This is a genomic window from Mucilaginibacter sp. McL0603, assembly GCF_049992945.1.
Lineage (GTDB): Bacteria > Bacteroidota > Bacteroidia > Sphingobacteriales > Sphingobacteriaceae > Mucilaginibacter.
The window spans coordinates 3,920,554-3,941,144 of the sequence record NZ_CP188251.1; the positions used below are offsets into that span (position 1 = coordinate 3,920,554).

The window sequence follows — 20,591 nt, forward strand, 5'->3', positions numbered from 1 at the left end:
ACATTCGCCAAATGCTTTTTTCCATAATAATTCCCTTATATAACCGTCCGCAGGAAATTAAAGAATTGCTTGAAACGCTGACACAGCAAACTTATAAGCAGTTTGAAGTATTGGTAATAGAGGATGGTTCGGTGAATGACGCCGCGGATATTGTAAAAGGCTTTGAAGGGAAACTGGATGTAAGATATTTTACCAAAGCTAATGAAGGACAAGGATTTACCCGGAACTTTGGTTTTGAGCGCGCTAAAGGTGATTACTTCATCATTTTTGATTCGGATTGTCTGATACCGGAAAACTATTTACAAATAGTAAACGACCGTTTAAGTACCGATTGGCTTGATGCATATGGTGGCCCGGATGATGCCCACCCTTCTTTTACAGCAGTGCAAAAAGCTATTAGTTACTCCATGACCTCCCCTTTCACCACAGGTGGCATCAGGGGTAATAAAAAAGGCATCGGACAATTTCACCCGCGCAGCTTTAACATGGGCGTTTCACGTAAAGTGTGGGAAAAAGTTGGTGGATTTATCATCACCCGTTCCGGCGAGGATATTGAGTACAGCATCCGTATACATTCGGCCGGATTTAAGATCGGGTTGATACCTGATGCTAAAGTTTATCATAAGCGCCGTACCAATTTTTTACAGTTTTATAAGCAATTACACTTTTTTGGCAGAGCCCGGATCAACGTCTATAAATTCTTCCCGGGTGAGTTAAAGCTAGTTCATTTTTTCCCTGCAGTATTTACCCTGGGTGTTATTTTTAGTCTGATAGCCAATATTTTAAGATGGCCTATTGCGGTAATATGTAATTATTTCCTGGCCTTATTAGTTTTGTTAATATTTTTTCATGCCTGGTGGAAAAATAAATCTTTAAAAGTTGCATTTTTGAGCGTTATTGCTTCCTTTACACAATTGATTGCCTACGGGTTAGGATTCATGCAGGATTTTTGGAAACGTGTTGTATTAAATAGATCATAAACCGAGTATGTATCACCCCTTTTCAGTTTCAGATACCATTAAGACCGCCTGGTATCTTATAAAAAAGAATTTTGCGGTCGTGTCACTTTATGCTTTGCTGGGATTTACTCTTATAGCCGTTATTGGAGTTTTAACACATTTTGCACCAGGAAATTTAGCAACTTCAATTGGAGTGATTATCCTGTTGATTATAGTTAGTTTAATTTTTTTAGGCTTTATCAAACTGATCTTTCAAATTATTGACAGAGAATACTATGATTTCGAGTTTAAGGACATTATTCCTAAATTCAAAATGCTTTATAGCTATTTGTTTTTGTTAATTATTGTAAGTACGCTCTCTGTTCTGCTTACAAATGCAATTGAGGAATTAAATGAGGGCCTTACGCAAAATATTTTAGGAATAATCGTATGGGCATTTTTCCAGTTTTTCTTTCTCTTCTATTTTCCCATTTGCGCATGCTTTATTGTTGATGATTCATCGGGTCCGTTCGAATCTGTAATACAGAGTTTCAAATTGATACGTGGAAACTTTATTAAGTATTTGTTACTATTTGTGATTATTGAGGCCATGGTTTTCATAGGATCGGCTATCATAATCGGAATACTGTTAGTAATACCATTAGTGAATATTATATTGGTAGTTGCTTACCGCAAACTTATCTACAGTCACCAGGATATAGATGACAATCTCAACGAAACACTTTAAATATGGGTTTAAAGGCTATATTGAGCAAGGTTTTCGCCGCATGGGTTAATAAAGATATCAGTAATATCCGCAATAATTCACTTGCCTTACAACAGAAAACCTTTCAGCGCCTGATCGAACAAGCTAAGAATACATCCTTTGGGCGAGATCATCAATTCGGGGAGATCAACAGCTATGAGGATTTCAAAAAAAATGTGCCTGTACGGGATTATGAAGACCTTCGACCTTATATTGATCGCATAACACATGGCGAACCAGATGTGTTATGGCCAGGCAAACCTGAATATCTCGCCAAAACATCGGGTACTACTTCCGGGGTAAAATACATCCCCATTTCGAAAGAAAGCATGCCGGAGCACATTAAGGCAGCCCGCAATGCTCTGCTCGGCTACATACATGAAACCGGCAATGCTGATTTTGTAAATGGAAAAATGATATTTTTACAAGGCAGCCCGGTAATGAATAAGAAGGCGGGTATCTCTGTTGGCAGACTGTCAGGTATTGTAGCTAACCTGGTGCCCGCTTATCTGCAAAAAAATCGCTTACCCAGTTACAAGATTAATTGTATTGAAGATTGGGAGCAAAAAGTGGATGCGATAGTTGAAGAAACTCTGAATGAAGATATGCGTCTGATATCGGGGATACCACCCTGGTGCCAGATGTATTTTGACAGACTGGCAGCTAAAACAGGCGGCAAAAAGATCAACGACATATTTCCTAACTTTAAACTATTTGTTTATGGCGGTGTAAATTACGAGCCGTACCGTGCACGCATTGAAGAAAGTATCGGTTTCGCTGTTGACTCAATTGAAACCTACCCTGCTTCAGAAGGCTTTATCGCATTCCAGGACTCGCAGAAAGAGAAAGCATTGCTGCTGCTTACCGATTCAGGGATGTTTTATGAATTTATACCAGCAGGAGAGTTCTTTAATAATAATCCTACCCGCATTAGCCTGGAAACTATTGAGTTAGATAAAAATTACGCACTGATATTAAATACAACTGCCGGTTTATGGGGTTACAGTATTGGCGATACGATAAAATTTATATCAAAAAATCCATACCGAATTATGGTGACTGGCCGTATAAAGCATTATATATCAGCATTTGGCGAACATGTGATCGGTGAAGAGGTGGAACGGGCGTTAATGAGTGTTGCTAATGAGGAAGGTGTTGTTGTAGTTGAATTTACGGTGGCTCCGCAAGTAAATCCCCCTAAAGGTGAGCTGCCTTATCATGAATGGTTTATTGAATTTGGTAAAAAGCCAGCTAATCTGAGAGCTTTTGCGTTAAAGGTGGATAAAGCACTGCAAAAGAAAAATATTTATTATTTTGACCTAATTGAAGGTAACATTTTGCAACCTTTGATCATCCAAAGTCTCGAAAAAGATGCATTCATTAATTATATGCGTTCGCAGGGAAAATTGGGGGGCCAAAATAAAGTACCAAGGTTATCAAACGACAGAAAGATAGCAGATGAGTTGGGGAGATTTATTAGTTAATTGATGTACCTTTTAATTGTATTGAGTTGAGTAAAAAGAATATAGCCATACTAGGTTCTACAGGCAGCGTTGGTACGCAGGCGCTGGAAGTTATTGGAGAAAATCCTTCTCTGTTTTGTGCCTATGTGCTAACTGCCCAAAATAATGCCGAATTACTGATACAACAAGCATTAAAGTTTAATCCGGCATATGTTGTTATCTGTAACGAAAAATATTATCAGAGAGTAAAAGATGCCCTTGTAGCAACTAATGTTGAGGTGCTATCAGGAATTGATGCGATCAACGGTATTGTCACCCATCCTGACATTAACATGGTGCTTACAGCGATGGTTGGTTTTGCTGGCTTGGAACCTACTATTAACGCAATTAAAGCCGGAAAAGATATCGCCCTTGCAAACAAGGAAACACTGGTAGTAGCCGGCGAATTAATAACCGACCTGGCTAAACAACATAATATCAATATATTGCCTGTCGATTCCGAGCATTCTGCGATCTTCCAATGTCTTACAGGGGAAGAAAGTAATTCTGTTGAAAAGATCATTTTAACAGCTTCAGGCGGGCCTTTCAGGGGCAAAAGTCTTGAATACCTGGCCGGTGTAACACGTGAAGACGCTCTTAAACACCCTAACTGGGTAATGGGGGCCAAGATCACTATCGATTCAGCGTCATTGATGAATAAGGGACTTGAGGTAATTGAAGCAAAATGGCTGTTTGGTTTGGAAGCTGAACATATTGATGTTATCGTTCATCCGCAGTCCGTCGTCCACTCAATGGTGCAGTTCAAAGATGGTTCTATAAAAGCGCAAATGGGATTACCGGATATGAAACTACCTATCCAATATGCGCTGGCTTATCCCGATAGGTTAAAGAACAATTTTAAAAGGCTTGATTTTATCAATTATCCCAACTTAAGCTTTGAGAAACCTGACATAAAGACATTTCGTAACCTTGCTTTGGCTTTTGAGGCTTTAAAACAGGGTGGTAACATGCCATGTATCATCAATGCTGCCAATGAAATTGCCGTGGCAGGCTTTTTGAACAATGGGCTTAGCTTTTTGGCGATGAGCGATATTATTGAGGAATGTATGCAAAAGATTGATTTTTATGCAAAACCAACACTTGATGATTATTTGAATACCGATAAAGAAACGCGCATATTAGCGCAAAATTTAATTAAAAGAATACCGTTAAAGACGTTTACAAATTGATATAAATAAGGAATGAGTATAGTGATTATGGTGGGCCAGTTATTGCTGGGCCTTTCGATTTTGGTAATTTTACATGAGTTTGGCCACTTTATAGCGGCACGCGCTTTTGGTATTAAAGTAGAAAAGTTCTATCTTTTTTTTGATGCATGGGGTATAAGCCTGTTCAAATTTAATTATAAAGGTGTTGAGTATGGTATTGGCTGGCTTCCGTTAGGTGGCTATGTAAAGATTGCCGGTATGATCGACGAATCAATGGATACTGAACAATTGGCCGGGCCTCCGCAACCCTGGGAATTCCGCTCAAAACCAGCCTGGCAGCGTTTGATAGTTATGCTGGGTGGTATCATTGTAAATGTCATTGTAGGTATACTTATTTTCTGGGCGCTTACTATTAAGTATGGTGAGACTTATATCCCGATGAGCAATATCAAATACGGTATTGTTCCGGGCTCTATTGGCAGGCATATCGGTCTAAAACCAGGTGACCAGATAGTTGGTGTAAATGGTACTCCGCTTACCAAATTTGAGGACCTGACCAGTTCTAAGATATTGCTTGACCATACCGTACTTAATGTTCAGCGCGCCAATCAGACACTGAACATTACTATACCACCGACTATACTAAATGAAATATCTGATTTGGGTATAGACGAATTTATTGAACGTGCACCACGAAGCACTTTTAGTGTTGATTCGGTTTATGGTGCTGCCAAAAAAGCCGGATTACAAAAGGGAGATAGTATAACGGCCGTAAATAGTCACAAAGTAGTCTTCTTTGATGAATTGCATGATCAACTGGATTCAAATAAAAATAAACGGGTGGTATTAACTGTTGTCAGAAATAAAACAACCGTTTTGCAATTGCCTGTTAATGTTGATAAGGATGGTAAAATTGGCTTTGCAAGACCAATAAAAGAACTATTGCCAAAAGAAGATACTTTAAATTACAGCTTTTTCGGATCGCTACCTGTTGGTGCTTCAAAAGCCTGGGGTACACTCGTTGATCAGTCTAAAACCTTTGGAAAAATATTTAATGGTCAGCTTAAAGCACGCAAAGCGATTTCGAGCCCTATTGGCATTGCTGTGATGTTTGGCACTCACGTGGATTGGCTGCGTTTCTGGAGCCTGACAGGGTTGTTATCCATGGTGCTGGCTTTCATGAATCTGTTGCCTATTCCGGCATTAGATGGCGGTCATGCTGTATTCCTGATCATCGAAATGATAAAAGGGAAACCGTTAAGCGATAAATTCCTTGAAAGGGCACAGATCGTTGGTTTTGTACTGCTGATTACGCTGATGGTATTTGCCTTTGGTAATGATATTGTAAAACAGATCATGAAGAAATAATCTTCCGACACATACAAAAAAGCGCCCCCGATAATGTCGAGGGCGCTTTTTTGTGGCATTAAATTATTATACTGCCGGATCAGTTGTTTCTGGCTCCGGGTCATAAGCTGTGCGTTCCTTTTTAAATATGGCAGCACCTATCAAACCGAATATAGCACCTAAAATTGAATACACTATCATTGCGCCAAGGGCCCCCAGGATTACACCATATTTCTTAACGATTTCCATTGCCTGATCAATTTGATCGCTTGAAAGATTTCCTTTTGCTGCCATAGCCTCCCTTTGCTGCTCAATAGTTTGAGTAAACATCTCAGGACTAAGAAAAGTGAGATAGATGTAAACGAATATTCCGGTAAATACCCCGGCAAATACTCCATATAGTAAACCGGTAATAAAGGCTTCATTAAACTTAATGTAGCCTCCCAGTTTATCTTTATGTTCCTTTTGTGCTAAAAATAACAATGCTAAAAGAACTATGTAAGTCAAATACTTTATCGGAGAGTTAATATCCAGTTTTGCTATCTCGATAATGTAGGTTATTACTATAGCTACTAAAGTGTAAATTAAAGACCATTTAATGGCTATTTTAGCCGAACTTGGTGCTGTTTGTTCCATTTGTGATATTGTTTTAGAGTTTAAATAATTACTCTAATATACTAAATATCACTATATCAAAACCTTTGTTGATAGCTTTTGATAATGAAAGGAGTTCCCTGGATTTAAGAAGCAGGATCGTTATCCGCCACTGTCGCATAAGCAACTGCAGGCCTTTTAAATAGTGCGCCAAAAATCAAGGCAATAGCAAAAATCAATATGATCGAAATGACCTGCGATTCTATTTGCTGCCAGACAGTTACGTTGTCCTGTACAGCAAACTGATCTTTGATCTGCTTTTGTTTATCAGCAATTTGCTTTTCGTTAGCACCGCTTTGTTTTAACGCGACAGGAGTAGCAGCTAGCAGCACATTTTCTATTTTAATATTCATCTTAGGCTCGATAACATGAGCAAAAATCAGGTCGCGCCCAACGAATATACAGGCATATGCCACCAGGAACATAATAAATATACCTGATGTAGCTATCCTGAAATCCCAGGATATTCCCATGCGAGCCCTGAGTTTGTAACAAAAAATGATTGCGAACGGAATGGGTAATATGATAGAAAACACGTAAGGCACAGCAATTACACCTATCGGGGACTTAACAACTGTAGTGATCAAATAAAAACTAATAATATTGCATGCCAGCAGAATCAGACCGAGTATCAACCCACTAATTAAAGCGTTTTTTTTTAATTCACTGCTTATAACTATTCCCATTTATAAATATTCTTTAATTAAAACTGATCAATACCGCCAATACCGCCATATCAAAATCCTTTTCGATAGCACTGGCAGCAATCTTATCCTTTTCATATTCACCAGTTGCAGTGCCCTGGAAGAAGCACATCATAGGGTAAAATATATCCTTTATTTCAGAATCATCAGGCAAATCCTTTGCAACCCTGCTTATTTCAGCAACCGGGCTTTCCATTAATATCTGATTTTCGATAACCGGCTCATAAATGCGGTACTCATCCTGGAACTCGTCCTCATCAACCAATAAAAACTCTTTCAGATAATCCTCTAATTCAGGTTCAATATCTTCATCCTCACACTCGTTTAAATAAAGCAGCAAATTTAAAAGCTCGGTTCCTCTTTCAAGTGTTTGTTCTTCTATTTCCGCCCATTCCTGAGTTTCCAGATAATCATCTTCCAGTTTCTTTACATCTGCGCTGAAGAAGTTGATCATCAGCAGATCAAAAAACACTTCGCGCAGTGATTCAACTTTGGGATTATCATCAAAAACACCATCAAGCAGGTCTACTTTGCTTAAAAAGTCTTCCTCAGATGCAAATACAACTTTAAATTTTGCGGTTAGCTGAGTTGCGTCAAAATTGCCGTATTGTGAAAAAGCCTGCAAAGCAGCTTCTACTGCAGATCCTATTTTGGGGTCGATCATATTCTTATGATTTAAATAGCTTGTTGTTATTATAGGTTAACAAAACAGAACCCTTAAGTTTTTGCCCTATGAACGGTGAGTTATAAGATTTTGACTTGTTGTTGAATTTATCATAGATCCATTCAGCATCTTTATCAAAAACCACCAGGTTAGCCTTCTGTCCTTCGGCAATAACAGGCACTTCAATATTTAATATTTTGCGCGGATTTATGGCCATTTTCTCAACGATCATATCTACTGCCAGTCCTGCTTCAAGTGCTATGGCAAAAGCTGTTTGCAGGCTTATCATGCCGTACTCTGCCATCTCAAACTCTACATTTTTAAACTCAACTTCGTGCGGGGTATGCTGTGATACGATAGCATCTATTGTACCATCTGTCAGTCCCTTTAATAACGCCTTCACATCCTTCTTAGTGCGCAAAGGTGGTTTCACCTTATACTGGCTATCGAAGCCCATCAGCGCATCGTCAGTGAGCAACAGATGATGAACAGCCACATCACAGGATACCTGCAAGCCTTTTTTCTTAGCTTCCCGGATCAGGTCTACCGAACGCTCGGTAGATATTGTACTGAAATGTATTCTTGATTCTGTATACTCTGCCAGGTAAAGGTCGCGCGCTACCATTAACTCCTCGGCAAGTGAGGGAATGCCTTTCATCCCTAATAATGTACTCACTTCGCCCTCGTGTACCTTGGCCTTGCCGGCAATAGCTGTGTCCTCTGGATATGAGAATACTAGTGCATTAAATCCTTTGGTATATAAAAGCGCACGTTCCATCAGTCCGGCATCCTGTACAGGTTGATTGCCATCAGTAAATGCTTTTGCGCCGCTTTGATACATATCGTACATCTCGGCCAGGTCTTTGCCTTCTCTCTTATAAGATATGGTACCTAATGGATATACATCCACAAGGTTGTTTTTCGCCCTGTTCATTAGGTATTCGATCTCTGCCTTGGAATGTACCGGCGGCATGGTATTAGGCATCAATACAACTCCTGTAAATCCGCCTGCTGCTGCTGCCCTTGTACCGGTCTGCAGATCTTCTTTGGTTTCCAGGCCTAATTCGCCTATATTACAGTTCAGGTCGAAGAAACCGGGCGCGAGGTATTTACCTTTTGCATCAAAGCTGTCGATATCTTCATTAATTGTTTTAGCTATCCTGGTAATTACACCTTTTTCAATTAATACATCGGCAATTTGTTTGTAAAAGGGCGAACCCGGATCGGAAATGGTTGCAGATTTGATAAGCAAATTCATTAGCGCTGCTTTAAGAATGGAATGGCTGTGACTTATCCCAGCTCTGAAAACTGCTGTTTACCAGGCTTATAGTACCTGATGAGCAATATTTCGGTTGCCAGAAAAATCAATGCCAAAATTATACAAAGTTTCCATAATTGCAGGCCAAAATTTAAATCGGATACTTCAGCCTTTATTGATGCCTGTCCCGGTTGTAAAACATTGCCTGCCTGAGGAAAAATTTGCTTCAGATTATCTGCCGTTAAGTAGCTCATATCTGACTCTTTCCTGTTATCATTAAATGCCAGTACCGATAATATACTATCCTGCTTTTTCAACTCATAATTCCCACTTTCCTGCAACAGGTCGGATGCGTAAAGCAAAGTGCTTCCCTCCTGCTGCTTTACATCGGGTATAATAGTCATGTTTCCTTTAACCAATTTTAACAGTTGCCGCTCATCGCTTTGTATTGGTGGAACTTCAATGCTTTGATCCTGGCCAAGTGTATAAAACAACGCCTGGTCGTGCCCGCTTAACAAAGCTATTCTGAACATCACCGGCACTAATAAAGCATGGCGTGGCAGGCTGCTGAAATCATCATTCAATGCTACTGCCGATACATAGACTTTACCTTTCCCACTTTTATAGGCTGACCAGAATGATTGCCTTCCCGGCAATTCCATTAAGTTTTCACCACCCGATGAGCTTAATTGATAGTATTTTTTTACCGTAGGCAGATCAGGGTTTTGAGGATAGGATTCGAAAATATTTTTGAATACCGGATTTTGCAGATTAATCGCAGATACTTTAGTCGCTTCATTTATTAATTTTTCAGGATATGCAGCATTCATTGGCTGCAAAAATGCTTTGTAATTGGCAAGATCAGCATCTGCAGAAGGAAAGATAACCAGGTTACCGCCTTTGGCAACGTAAGTTTTTAATTGTTGAGCCAATCCTGTTGAGATCGCTTTTATATCACTTAAAACTATCAGTGGATAGTTATTCAATGCAGCGTAATCTACGTTACCATCATCTGTTCTTTTGGCAGCGAAAAAAGGATCAACCTCAAAAACAGCTTTTAAAAATGGATTACTTATAGCTCCATCGATCAGCAAAACCGGCATTTGCTGTTTAACGTTAAAAGTGAAATAAAACTGGTTATCAAACGTAACGGGGTTATCCTGCAATTGTATTTCGGCAGGCTGCCAACCGCTTTGCAGGCCGGAGAATGACAACGTATCGTTTTGCACGGACCGTGGGTTGATAGTAAAACTTCCTAAAGCTTTTTGCCCCTTGTTGATCAGCAATTTCAATGGTATTTTTTCAGCCTTTTCTCCCGCGTAGTTATGCAACCTTACTACCAGTTTCTCATTTTCACCCGGGCGATGCACGGCCGTTAACAGCCAAACGGAATCTACTGCAACATTTGGCAATTCGCTTGCTTTTAACTGGATCAGGTTAAAGTGTATGCCAGCATCAGTCTTGATGGCGCCTGCATCTGCCATATTTTTTTGAAAATCTGATATGATGTACGTTGATCGAACAGCACCATGCTGTGTATTTAACAAACTTTGTTGCCTGTTGACGATTTGCTGTAAACTGCGGCCCTGCGGGCTGATCTTTACTGCGTCAACCGCATCATTAAATTCATCCCTGCTTAATAAACGCTGATGTTTGCCTTCAAAATCCTGTGTAAGTAATTGGAAACGGTCGTTTATATTATAAGCTGATGCGATTTCCTTTGCACGGCGCTTAGCTTCGTCCAGTAATGTCCCCTCTTTATTCAGGGTTTGCATGGAATAAGAATTATCTACAAAAATACTGACCGCCTGCTGTTTGCCTGTATTTGCCGCATTTTTTCCGGGGATATAAGGCCGGGCAAAAGCAAACGCTAAAAACAGAAGGGCTAATAGACGTGCTGCTAATATCAATCGTTCCTTTAAATTTCTGCGGGATGCCTGTTGCTCCTGTATCTCCTTTAAAAACTGTACGTTGCTGAAATATACCTTTTGATATTTGCGAAAATTAAACAGGTGTATAATAACAGGGATAGCCAGCGATATTAATGCAAAGAGAAAAGCGGGATATAGAAAATGCATTATTGATGTGCGAATGTGCAGATATGCAAATGTGCAAATTAATGTGCATATAGACATGTCTACGATTTATCTATTTTGTAGCTTTATTTAATAATTGTTATTTTACCTACTTATCACAATAATGAAAAAACTTCCTCTTTTACTGATCTGGTCAAGAGTTGCTTTTGCAGCCATCGTCATTACTTTGAGTATTTTAAAGCCATCCTATTTCAGAACTATTATTATAACGCTTATTGCATTAGGTTTAATATCAGACATTTTTGATGGAATAATTGCCCGCAAACTCAATATCTCAACACCAAAATTAAGAAGGCTGGATTCTACAATAGATCAAATCTTTTGGCTGGCTGTAGTTACAACTGCCTACATTATTGATCCTGTATTCTTTAAAGACAATATTTTAGCAATAGCCATAATTATAGGACTGGAAGCAATTTGTTATATCGTATGCTTTCTGAAATTCAGAAAAGAAGTGGCTACGCATGCACTTTCATCAAAAGTTTGGACACTTGTTTTGTTTGCTACATTAATACAAATCATAGCTGTAAATCACTCTATAGTGCTTTTCAATATTTGCCTTTATCTTGGTATAGTTACAAGACTTGAAATCATCAGTATTTTTCTAATCATCAGAAATTGGACATATGATGTTCCAACGGTATATCATGCTGTTTTGATAAGAAAGGGCAAACCGATAAAAAGACACAAACTTTTTAATGGCTGATCATTTTTAAAACAATGCTTTGCTTTTTCTGCTATTTCAATCGGAGGATTAAATATGAAATGGCATATCGGTTGTTCGGGTTTTCATTACAGAGACTGGAAAGGTAAATTTTATCCGGAAGACCTTGCTCAAAAAAAATGGTTTGATTATTACTGTCAGTATTTTGATACAGTAGAATTGAATGTCACGTTTTACCGCTTTCCGCAATTATCATTTCTTCAGAATTGGTATCAAAAAAGCCCTGAGCATTTTCGTTTTTCAGTAAAAGCGCCTAAAGCCATTACTCATTTTAAGCAATTTCATGATTCGGGGCAGATGATATCTGATTTTTATAAAACTATAAATAATGGGTTAAAGGAAAAGTTGGGACCGGTGTTATTTCAAATGCCACCGCGATTTAGCTATAATGAGGAACGGCTTGAACGTGTCTTAAAAAGCCTTGATCCATCATTTAATAATGTAGCTGAGTTTCGCCATGTGAGTTGGTGGCGCGAAGACGTCTATAAAGCTCTGGCCGAGCGCAACATTACATTTTGTGGCATGAGTTATCCGAATTTACCAGATAATGTAATTGAGAATACAGCGTCACTTTATTATCGCTTTCATGGCGTACCTAATCTGTACCGCTCGCCTTATTCAAAGGAATTCTTACAGAAGGTTGTTGGTGCGGTAAAACACAATACTAAATTACAAGAAGGATGGTTCTATTTCAATAATGATTATGACGCTGTGGGTGTTAAAAATGCAGAAGAGATGATAGAATTGGTCTGAACCTTGACACGATTTAAGGATTATTTTGATTAGAGTAATGATTTATGTCAATCATCATATCAATCTTTCAAATCTTTTAATCGTGTCTTATTTACACGATTTAAGAATTATTTTGATTAGAGTAGTGATTTAGGCCAATCATCATATCAATCTTTCAAATCATTTAATCGTGTCTTATTGATCATCACTGCTTTGCTTTTTGTGATGTTTCTTTTTCTTGGTAGTCTTACTGGACTTCTTCTTTGATGTGGTCTCTTTCTTTTCGGGCGCAGATGTCTTTACTGGTTCTTTTGCTACAGCTATATCAGTGGTTTTATTATCGGTTGAGTCCTTGCTTAGTTGTTTTACGGTAAAGTTATTACCCCGCAAACCATATTCCAACACACGTTTTTGCTCGGTAGGTTTGGTATCCTTACCATTGCCATCATAAATAGGGAACTCGCGCATAAACTTGCCTTCTTTAATATAAAAGTTATCATTGCCGCGATAACCTTTCTTTTGTGAGTTGGTCAGTTTAGGAAAGTCCAGTTTATTGGCTTTACTGTTATTGAATTCAAATGCGTAGATAGTTGCATAGTTAGCCGTATCTGTGGCTTTTGCCTGTATCAGTATCTCGGGGTTACCATCCAGGTCCATATCAGAATTATACACATCTACGATAGAGCCATCAAGATCTCCGGTGGTGGTGGTATACTTTTTACCCGATGAATCAGAATGTAATATCAGGTATCCGCCAACTGATGTTGATCCTCTGCCCCAGCTTAACACATCGTAGTCCTGGCCTGGTGATACTTCTACGCGTTTATGAAAACGAAAAGGATCAGCAAAATCAGCTTTTTTTATTATAACCTGTGGCTGTGCAACTTTTTTCTCATTTTGAGTACAGCCAGTTGCCCCTATCAGGGAACCTATTAGTATAAATAAATAAACCCTGTTGCTCATTTTTAAATCTTAATTATATAATGAATCTGGTGATAATTCTCCTTTAGGCTTGCCGGGAACAGTCATGTATACCCTTAAAGCACTTATAGAACCTGAATCAAAATATTTCAAAGTAAACTTATGATATCCCTTTTGTAAGGCAATTGCCCCGCCCTGTTCCGCAATGGGGTGCTTACCATCATTATTTACAATCGGTTGATCATCTATAGCCAAAACCGAGCCATCATCAGAACGGGTCGAAAATTGATATAGCCCGTCAGCATCAATACGTATATAGCCTGTATATATTACCCCAAAGGCCGGATTGTTTTTTTTGAGCAGCAACGGGTTAAAACTTTTTGCAACACCGCTATCCACTACAGCTGCATCTTTAAACTGACCTGTATTAGCAAAACTTCCCTGAAATAATTGGAATTTAAGTCCTGTAGCACTCCCCTGATAAGATACCGGGGCAAGTGGCGCCTTGTTATAAATTATGGTATGGGTAACCTGGCTGCGTTTACCTGACGGGGTTATCACTATAGTTTGCAGGTCACGGTATTGATCCTGGGGCACATCGTAGGTGATCGGCATACGATATTGCAGATCTGTTTCGCGTGGAGAATAGCTATCAATTGTATAAAATATTTTAGCTCCGGTTACTGACGGCTTTAAGTTGACACTTAATTGCGAACCAAAAATAATAGTGTCCTGTAATGTACCAATGGCGGTAGGTACATGATAATCATAATTATTTTTGTCTAACCAGGCTAACCGCGACGGCAAACGCGTTTCTGAAAAATCTTTAAAGTTTTTATTTGCCAGTGGTGTCCACGCAATTTCAGATAATGCCAGCAATCTTGGATATAGCATATACTCGGCCTTTGCATCGGTGCTGATATATTCTGACCATAAGTTTGCCTGCACGCCGATCACATATTTTTGCTGTTCCGGTGTTAACACATCCGGAGTTGGATTATAGCTGTATGTTTTTTGTAAAGGATAATATCCGCCAATACTTAACGGCTCATTTACTTTGCCTTGAGAGTGATCCAGGTATAAGCCACCACTTCCGGGAGTCATGATCACATTATGGCTTTGTTTTGCAGCAGCAATACCACCATTTTCGCCACGCCAGCTCATTACTGTAGCATTGGGCGATAATCCACCTTCTAATATTTCATCCCAGCCAATAATGCTGCGCCCTTTTGAGTTCACAAATTTTTCGATGCGTTGTATAAAGTAGCTTTGCAAGCCTTCTTCGTTCTTTAGCTTCAGCTTTTTGATCATTTTTTGGCAAAATGCTGAGTTCTTCCACGCATCTTTAGGAACTTCATCGCCACCAACATGGATATATTTACTTGGGAAAAGATCCATTACCTCGGTCAAAACATCTTCCAAAAAGCTAAAAGTTTTATCTGAAGGGCAATAAACATCATGTACTACGCCCCATGTTTCGTACACCTTATACGTTTTACTTGGGTCGCAACTTAATTCAGGGTATGCAGCAAGAGCAGCCATTGAGTGGCCGGGCATCTCGATCTCCGGCACTACATTGATATACCTGTCAGCAGCATATTTAACTACTTCGCGAATCTGATCTTGTGTATAAAATCCGCCGTATGGTGTATTATCGAATTGTTGTGGGGTACGGTCGTGATAATTGCCTATCACAGTTTGAGCACGTTGGCTTCCAATTTCTGTTAATCTCGGATATTTTTTTATCTCAATGCGCCAGCCCTGGTCATCAGTTAAATGCCAGTGGAAGTTATTCAGCTTATAATAAGCCATCAGGTCGATGGTCTTTTTAATAAATTCAACCGAAAAAAAGTGACGGCATACGTCCAGCATTAATCCGCGGTAACCGAAGCGTGGATAATCTTCAATTCGTGCACAAGGTAATTTTATAGATGCTGTTCTATCCGCAGGAATTAATTGCAATAAAGTTTGTATACCGTAAAATAGCCCGGCGCCTTTACCTGCAACAATTATTTGCTGTGGAGTAATGGTTAAACGATAACCCTGGTCAGGCAATCCTTCTGTACCTTTTTCAGTAAAAACTATGCTATTTGCTATGGTTTCTGTGCTGTTAACTTTAAGTTCATTACGCAGCATTAGTTTATGCTGCAGATAATCTGTAAAAAAAGCTACAGCTTTATTACCCATACTATCTGTTAACAAAACAGTTTGTTGACTAAGGACAAATTCGCCTGAGGTCTTCTTTACAGAAACAGGGGCAGGTATGATACCCATGTTAAGATCAGCGTCCTGTGCGTTGGCAGTAAAATCAAAAAGAAGCAAAAAGATGAACAGTACCAGGGCAATATTTTTATACATAGCAGTTTATAACGGTGAATTAAGGCCGTGAAGATAACAGATTTTAGAAAAAAACAGACTTTTATCAGTGTAAAAAATCTATAACCAACAAAAAAGCCACCCGTTTTAACGAATGGCTATGCTTTTTCTTTTGTTGGCTTAGCGGGTTCTGCTTTTTTTATCCTGTGTGGACGGCTTTTACCGAACGAGCCCATTGCAATTTTCCCTTTTGCTGATTTTTTATCGCCTTTTCCCATGGTATAATGATTTGTGTTTTTATAATGTAATCAATATTACGGAAAATTGTTTGTCTGAACCATGATTTAAACGATTAAATGATTTTTTGATTAAATAATCATGTCAATCAGAAAATCCTAAGAATCAGGGTTCAGACTAAATCAAGCTGTCACAGCATGTTCTTTGGCTGCAAGGTAACGTTCAGCATCAATAGCTGCCATACAACCTGTACCAGCTGCTGTTACTGCCTGGCGGTAAACATGATCCTGTGCATCGCCGCAAGCAAACACACCTTCTATATTGGTTCTTGTTGAACCTGGCTCAGTTAAAATATAACCGGTTTCGTTCATATCGATCCAACCTTTAAATAATTCTGTATTAGGATGATGACCAATGGCTACAAAGAAGCCTGTTACATCCAATACCTTTTCTTCGTTGGTTTTATTGTTGAATACTTTAACGCCTGTTACTACCTGTCCGTCGCCAACAATTTCTTTGGTTTCGGTATTATAGATCACTTCGATGTTATGCGTATGCATTACACGGTGCATCATTGCTTTTGACGCACGAAACTCATCGCGCCTTACCAGCATATACACCTTGCGGCATAATTTGGCTAGGTAAGTAGCTTCTTCAGCTGCTGTATCGCCGGCACCTACAATTGCTACATCGTGACCGCGGAAAAAGAAACCGTCACATACTGCACAGGCAGATACACCAAAGCCATTATATTTTTGTTCTGATTCCAGACCTAGCCATTTAGCTGAGGCTCCTGTTGAAATAATCACCGTATCAGCCAGGATAGTTTTTGTTTCATCAACAATTACTTTGTGCGGCAAACTTGAAAAATCAACAGAGGTTACATAGCCAAAACGGATATCGGTACCCAGGCGCGCAGCTTGTTTTTCAAAGTTTTCCATCATGGCAGGGCCTTGTATCCCATCAGGATAACCAGGATAATTTTCCACTTCGGTAGTTTGAGTAAGCTGGCCGCCGGCCAGTAAACCAGTGTATAAAACAGGCTTCAGATCAGCACGTGCAGCATAAATAGCAGCTGTATAACCCGCAGGCCCAGACCCTATGATCAGGCATTTAACATGTTCAGTTTCTTGAGACATTAGATTTTTTTATGAGCGCAAATTTAGTAAAAAAGAGGATTTTATTAGTCAGGCACCCGTAAAATCATTTACCTGTGTTAGCCTTCAATACCCTGATGAAATTACCACCCAATATCTTATCGATATCTGCCTCGCTGTAATTAAGCTTTAAAAGTTCTTCTGTTATCTTGGGATAATCAGTAACATCATCCATGCCTAAGGGATAGGATTCGGCTCCGTCAAAATCTGAGCCGATCCCTACATGGTCTACCCCTATCAGTTTGACGATGTAATCAATGTGCTTAATGAGCATGCTTAGTGGCGGACGTATTTGGTCAGATTCTGATTTATAGATCGCATTCAGTCGTATTTTGGCGAGATCACTATCATGATATATTTTGGTAAGGGAATCCAGTTCGGTCAAATGTTTCCGATAAAAATATGTTACTTTTTTCCCGTAAGCACTGTCTAAAAAACCACTATAAAAATTCACAAATACCACTCCACCATTTTTGGCCAATGCCTTTAACTGAGCGTCTTTCATATTACGCTGGTTGGGGTTTAAAGCATAAGCACAGCTATGTGAAGCGATAACCGGCTTGCTTGTAGTGGCAATAACATCATAAAAGGTTTGCTCGCCAACGTGAGATATATCCACCATAACGCCGAGCTTATTTAAATGCCGCACGATTTGTTTGCCATAATCAGACAGTCCGACGTGTCCCGCCTTTTTCAATGAATCAAGATGGTGGGTTTCATCGGCCGCTGAAGTTGCCCATGATGTACTGTTATTCCAGGTAAGGGTGAGATAACGCATCCCCCGTTTTGCAAGGGCATCAATATAATCCATTCTGTCTTCGATCATGTGCCCGCCTTCAACCCCTATCATAGCAACAAACTGCTTTTTGGCTCCTGCTTTCTCTAATTCGGCCGCATTGCGTACCAGGGCCATTTTGCCGGGATTACGTTTTATCAGGGCCTCCAATGAGTCTATTTCGCGATTGGCAAATTTAAAGGCGGTTCCCTTGCCGTAATCCTCACCACACCATATGGAAAAAACCTGCACATCCAAGCCACCTTCTCTAGCCCTTACCAAATCAAAATTACCCGTGCTTTGGCGTTTGGACAGATCTAATTTTGTGATCAGTTCGTTTGATATTACATCGTTGTGTGTATCAACCAGGATAGCTTTTTGATGGATTTCCTGTGCGTTTTGAGCAGAGACTTTTAGAAATGGTAATAGAAGCAATGGTAGTAGCAGTTTTTTCATGGTTTGAAGATATGCAAATGATCTTAGAGACACAAAGCAGAGACACAATGTAGAGACACAAAATTTTGTGTCTCTACATTGTGTTATGATTCATTTGATAAATAATCAAACCCAAAGCAAATATTAAAAGGCATATACCGACAATGATGAACATGTCCCATAAAAGCGGACCTTCGGTTTTTATGCCTGCAGAAATCAATCGTTTCCTTTCGCGCTGCCTTGCAATACCGAAGATGATAAACAAAAGGCCGCCTAAGGCTGCAATCACTTCATGAAAAATTCTGTGCATTTTATGCTTTTATGAATTTGCTAACATGAACTTAGACAATTTTGTTGTATATGTAATGTAACATGTTTTATATGTCGCGAACCTTTTACAACACAGACCGTTGATTTATTTGATTTAGGGATTTCGTTGATATTGTCATTAATTAACTGATTACTAATCACCAACCACTGACTTATGTCTGTATTATACCCACATTAAAAGCCTTTTCAATTGGTGCATGATTGGCGGCTTCGATTCCCATTGAGATCACCTTTCGCGTTTCCAGCGGGTCGATTATACCGTCAACCCAAAGCCTTGCTGCGGCGTAGTAAGGTGTAGTTTGCGAATTATAACGGTCGGTTATCTGTTTCAATAATTCTTGTTCTTTTTGCTGATCAACTTCCTCGCCTCTTGCCTTTAATCCTGATGCCTGTATTTGTAATAAAGTTTTGGCCGCTTGTGAACCACCCATCACTGCAATTTTGGCTGATGGCCAGGCATATATTAATCTTGGATCATAAGCCTTACCACACATGGCATAATTACCTGCACCGTAAGAGTTGCCGATGATGAAAGTGAACTTAGGTACTACCGAGTTAGCAACCACGTTAACCATTTTAGCACCATCTTTTATAATGCCACCCTGCTCTGAGCGACTGCCTACCATAAAACCGGTAACATCCTGTAAAAACACAAGAGGTATCTTTTTTTGATTACAGTTCATGATGAAGCGCGTAGCCTTATCAGCCGAATCGGAATAAATGACGCCTCCGAACTGCATCTCGCCTTTTTTTGATTTCAATACTTTTCGTTGATTGGCTACGATACCCACAGCCCAACCATCTACCCTGCCTAAACCACAAATAATGGATTGCCCGTAGCCCTCTTTATATTCTTCAAATTCAGAATTATCCAGTAGTCGGAATATAATCTCCTTCATATCATATGGCTTTTCCCTGTTTTCGGGCAGTATGCCATATATTTCTTTTTCGGGCGATTTAGGCACAGCGGGCGTGATACGATCAAAGCCCGCTTTAACATAATCGCCGGTCATGCTCATGATATTTCGTATGGAATCCAGGCAAGCTTTATCATTAGGTTGTTTATAATCAGTTACGCCTGAAATTTCGCAGTGGGTAGTTGCACCTCCAAGTGTTTCATTATCCACATCCTCGCCAATGGCCGACTTTACCAGGTACGAACCCGCTAGAAACACAGAGCCTGTCCCATCAACAATCATTGCCTCATCGCTCATAATGGGCAGATAGGCACCGCCTGCCACACATGAACCCATAATGGCCGATATCTGTATGATGCCCATACTGCTCATAATGGCGTTGTTGCGGAAAATGCGACCGAAATGTTCCTTGTCAGGAAAAATCTCGTCCTGCAAAGGCAAATAGACACCTGCAGAATCAACCAGATAAATAATTGGTAATTTGTTTTCTATGGATATTTCCTGGGCACGAAGGTTTTTCTTAGCTGTGATGGGGAACCATGCTCCGGCTTTTACGGTAGCATCATTAGCCACTACAACACATTGCCTGCTGGATACATAACCAATACCACAAACGACACCGCCTGAAGGACAGCCGCCATGCTCGGCATACATGTCATCACCCGCGAATGCCCCTATTTCCAGCCAGGGTTTATTATCGTCAATCAAATAGGCTACACGTTCGCGGGCCAGCATTTTGCCTTTTTCTTTTTGTTTAGCTGCCGCCTTTTCGCCTCCGCCCTGGTGAACTTTCTTTAGTTTGTTATTCAGATCATAAACAAGCTGTTTATTTATATCTTCATTTTTATTGAATTCGATATCCATTGAGTTCAGTGATTAGTTAATTGGTAATCGGACATCAGTTGAGAACTGAAATCGTTATAAAGGTAATAATTGTGGGGATATCAAA

At 39.6% G+C, this 20,591-nt stretch carries 19 protein-coding genes; 7 read left to right on the top strand and 12 right to left on the bottom strand.

The window, feature by feature from the left end:
* The first annotated feature begins 11 nt into the window (after positions 1 to 11).
* The 5 genes from ACPPVU_RS17965 to rseP are packed head-to-tail and all read left to right on the top strand — an operon-like array spanning position 12 to position 5,743.
* Entirely contained in the window at positions 12 to 980 is a 969-nt protein-coding gene (locus ACPPVU_RS17965; protein WP_426667942.1) for a glycosyltransferase, read from the top strand.
* 7 nt (positions 981 to 987) lie between these two features.
* Positions 988 to 1,686, top strand: a complete 699-nt coding sequence (locus ACPPVU_RS17970) for a hypothetical protein (RefSeq protein ID WP_426667943.1) — start codon at positions 988 to 990, stop codon at positions 1,684 to 1,686.
* Between the two features lie 2 nt (positions 1,687 to 1,688).
* Entirely contained in the window at positions 1,689 to 3,188 is a 1,500-nt protein-coding gene (locus tag ACPPVU_RS17975; protein WP_426667944.1) for a GH3 auxin-responsive promoter family protein, read from the top strand.
* 26 nt (positions 3,189 to 3,214) lie between these two features.
* Positions 3,215 to 4,396: a 1-deoxy-D-xylulose-5-phosphate reductoisomerase gene (locus tag ACPPVU_RS17980; protein ID WP_426667945.1), complete on the top strand. Its 1,182-nt coding sequence runs from the start codon at positions 3,215 to 3,217 to the stop codon at positions 4,394 to 4,396.
* 12 nt (positions 4,397 to 4,408) lie between these two features.
* Positions 4,409 to 5,743: an RIP metalloprotease RseP gene (gene rseP, locus ACPPVU_RS17985; protein ID WP_426667946.1), complete on the top strand. Its 1,335-nt coding sequence runs from the start codon at positions 4,409 to 4,411 to the stop codon at positions 5,741 to 5,743.
* Between the two features lie 66 nt (positions 5,744 to 5,809).
* Here rseP and ACPPVU_RS17990 read toward each other — a convergent pair whose 3' ends face one another.
* From ACPPVU_RS17990 to ACPPVU_RS18010, 5 genes are all read right to left on the bottom strand, one after another.
* On the bottom strand, positions 5,810 to 6,358 hold the full coding sequence (locus ACPPVU_RS17990; protein ID WP_426667947.1) for a DUF4199 domain-containing protein: 549 nt from the start codon (positions 6,356 to 6,358) through the stop codon (positions 5,810 to 5,812).
* 104 nt (positions 6,359 to 6,462) lie between these two features.
* Positions 6,463 to 7,062, bottom strand: a complete 600-nt coding sequence (locus tag ACPPVU_RS17995) for a DUF4199 family protein (RefSeq protein WP_426667949.1) — start codon at positions 7,060 to 7,062, stop codon at positions 6,463 to 6,465.
* Between the two features lie 13 nt (positions 7,063 to 7,075).
* A complete protein-coding gene (locus tag ACPPVU_RS18000) occupies positions 7,076 to 7,744 on the bottom strand; it encodes a hypothetical protein (RefSeq protein ID WP_426667950.1) in 669 nt (222 codons plus the stop codon).
* A 4-nt stretch (positions 7,745 to 7,748) separates the two neighbouring features.
* Positions 7,749 to 9,002, bottom strand: a complete 1,254-nt coding sequence (locus ACPPVU_RS18005; protein ID WP_426667951.1) for a dihydroorotase — start codon at positions 9,000 to 9,002, stop codon at positions 7,749 to 7,751.
* Between the two features lie 32 nt (positions 9,003 to 9,034).
* Positions 9,035 to 11,080, bottom strand: a complete 2,046-nt coding sequence (locus tag ACPPVU_RS18010) for a BatA domain-containing protein (RefSeq protein WP_426667952.1) — start codon at positions 11,078 to 11,080, stop codon at positions 9,035 to 9,037.
* A gap of 121 nt (positions 11,081 to 11,201) precedes the next feature.
* Here ACPPVU_RS18010 and ACPPVU_RS18015 point away from each other — a divergent pair, with 121 nt between their 5' ends.
* Both ACPPVU_RS18015 and ACPPVU_RS18020 read left to right on the top strand, forming a co-directional pair.
* Positions 11,202 to 11,804: a CDP-alcohol phosphatidyltransferase family protein gene (locus ACPPVU_RS18015; RefSeq protein ID WP_426667953.1), complete on the top strand. Its 603-nt coding sequence runs from the start codon at positions 11,202 to 11,204 to the stop codon at positions 11,802 to 11,804.
* 54 nt (positions 11,805 to 11,858) lie between these two features.
* Positions 11,859 to 12,575: a DUF72 domain-containing protein gene (locus tag ACPPVU_RS18020; RefSeq protein WP_426667954.1), complete on the top strand. Its 717-nt coding sequence runs from the start codon at positions 11,859 to 11,861 to the stop codon at positions 12,573 to 12,575.
* A gap of 174 nt (positions 12,576 to 12,749) precedes the next feature.
* On the opposite strand, the gene ACPPVU_RS18025 is transcribed toward ACPPVU_RS18020, so the two are convergent.
* The 7 genes from ACPPVU_RS18025 to ACPPVU_RS18055 all read right to left on the bottom strand — a co-directional run bounded on the left by ACPPVU_RS18025 (position 12,750) and on the right by ACPPVU_RS18055 (position 20,506).
* Positions 12,750 to 13,517 (bottom strand): hypothetical protein, encoded by a 768-nt coding sequence (locus tag ACPPVU_RS18025; RefSeq protein ID WP_426667955.1) that lies wholly within the window; start codon positions 13,515 to 13,517, stop codon positions 12,750 to 12,752.
* Between the two features lie 9 nt (positions 13,518 to 13,526).
* On the bottom strand, positions 13,527 to 15,833 hold the full coding sequence (locus tag ACPPVU_RS18030; protein ID WP_426667956.1) for a family 20 glycosylhydrolase: 2,307 nt from the start codon (positions 15,831 to 15,833) through the stop codon (positions 13,527 to 13,529).
* Positions 15,834 to 15,949: 116 nt separating this feature from the next.
* Positions 15,950 to 16,069 carry a 30S ribosomal protein THX gene (locus tag ACPPVU_RS18035; protein WP_426667957.1) on the bottom strand — a complete coding sequence of 40 codons (120 nt, stop codon included), beginning with the start codon at positions 16,067 to 16,069 and terminating at the stop codon, positions 15,950 to 15,952.
* A gap of 141 nt (positions 16,070 to 16,210) precedes the next feature.
* Positions 16,211 to 17,167 carry a thioredoxin-disulfide reductase gene (gene trxB, locus ACPPVU_RS18040; RefSeq protein ID WP_426667959.1) on the bottom strand — a complete coding sequence of 319 codons (957 nt, stop codon included), beginning with the start codon at positions 17,165 to 17,167 and terminating at the stop codon, positions 16,211 to 16,213.
* Between the two features lie 64 nt (positions 17,168 to 17,231).
* Positions 17,232 to 18,416 (bottom strand): dipeptidase, encoded by a 1,185-nt coding sequence (locus ACPPVU_RS18045; RefSeq protein WP_426667961.1) that lies wholly within the window; start codon positions 18,414 to 18,416, stop codon positions 17,232 to 17,234.
* A gap of 73 nt (positions 18,417 to 18,489) precedes the next feature.
* Positions 18,490 to 18,705 carry a hypothetical protein gene (locus ACPPVU_RS18050; protein ID WP_426667962.1) on the bottom strand — a complete coding sequence of 72 codons (216 nt, stop codon included), beginning with the start codon at positions 18,703 to 18,705 and terminating at the stop codon, positions 18,490 to 18,492.
* Between the two features lie 172 nt (positions 18,706 to 18,877).
* Positions 18,878 to 20,506 (bottom strand): acyl-CoA carboxylase subunit beta, encoded by a 1,629-nt coding sequence (locus tag ACPPVU_RS18055; protein WP_426667963.1) that lies wholly within the window; start codon positions 20,504 to 20,506, stop codon positions 18,878 to 18,880.
* Positions 20,507 to 20,591 lie beyond the last annotated feature (85 nt).

Coding starts and splice junctions, on each gene's coding strand:
- ACPPVU_RS18020 (WP_426667954.1), top strand. CDS start 11,859: ATGAAATGGCATATCGGTTGTTCGGGTTTTCATTACAGAGACTGGAAA.
- ACPPVU_RS18000 (WP_426667950.1), bottom strand. CDS start 7,744: ATGATCGACCCCAAAATAGGATCTGCAGTAGAAGCTGCTTTGCAGGCT.
- ACPPVU_RS18010 (WP_426667952.1), bottom strand. CDS start 11,080: ATGCATTTTCTATATCCCGCTTTTCTCTTTGCATTAATATCGCTGGCT.
- ACPPVU_RS18055 (WP_426667963.1), bottom strand. CDS start 20,506: ATGGATATCGAATTCAATAAAAATGAAGATATAAATAAACAGCTTGTT.
- ACPPVU_RS18015 (WP_426667953.1), top strand. CDS start 11,202: ATGAAAAAACTTCCTCTTTTACTGATCTGGTCAAGAGTTGCTTTTGCA.
- rseP (WP_426667946.1), top strand. CDS start 4,409: ATGAGTATAGTGATTATGGTGGGCCAGTTATTGCTGGGCCTTTCGATT.
- ACPPVU_RS18035 (WP_426667957.1), bottom strand. CDS start 16,069: ATGGGAAAAGGCGATAAAAAATCAGCAAAAGGGAAAATTGCAATGGGC.
- ACPPVU_RS17990 (WP_426667947.1), bottom strand. CDS start 6,358: ATGGAACAAACAGCACCAAGTTCGGCTAAAATAGCCATTAAATGGTCT.
- ACPPVU_RS17995 (WP_426667949.1), bottom strand. CDS start 7,062: ATGGGAATAGTTATAAGCAGTGAATTAAAAAAAAACGCTTTAATTAGT.
- ACPPVU_RS17975 (WP_426667944.1), top strand. CDS start 1,689: ATGGGTTTAAAGGCTATATTGAGCAAGGTTTTCGCCGCATGGGTTAAT.
- trxB (WP_426667959.1), bottom strand. CDS start 17,167: ATGTCTCAAGAAACTGAACATGTTAAATGCCTGATCATAGGGTCTGGG.
- ACPPVU_RS18050 (WP_426667962.1), bottom strand. CDS start 18,705: ATGCACAGAATTTTTCATGAAGTGATTGCAGCCTTAGGCGGCCTTTTG.
- ACPPVU_RS18030 (WP_426667956.1), bottom strand. CDS start 15,833: ATGTATAAAAATATTGCCCTGGTACTGTTCATCTTTTTGCTTCTTTTT.
- ACPPVU_RS17965 (WP_426667942.1), top strand. CDS start 12: ATGCTTTTTTCCATAATAATTCCCTTATATAACCGTCCGCAGGAAATT.
- ACPPVU_RS18005 (WP_426667951.1), bottom strand. CDS start 9,002: ATGAATTTGCTTATCAAATCTGCAACCATTTCCGATCCGGGTTCGCCC.
- ACPPVU_RS18045 (WP_426667961.1), bottom strand. CDS start 18,416: ATGAAAAAACTGCTACTACCATTGCTTCTATTACCATTTCTAAAAGTC.
- ACPPVU_RS18025 (WP_426667955.1), bottom strand. CDS start 13,517: ATGAGCAACAGGGTTTATTTATTTATACTAATAGGTTCCCTGATAGGG.
- ACPPVU_RS17970 (WP_426667943.1), top strand. CDS start 988: ATGTATCACCCCTTTTCAGTTTCAGATACCATTAAGACCGCCTGGTAT.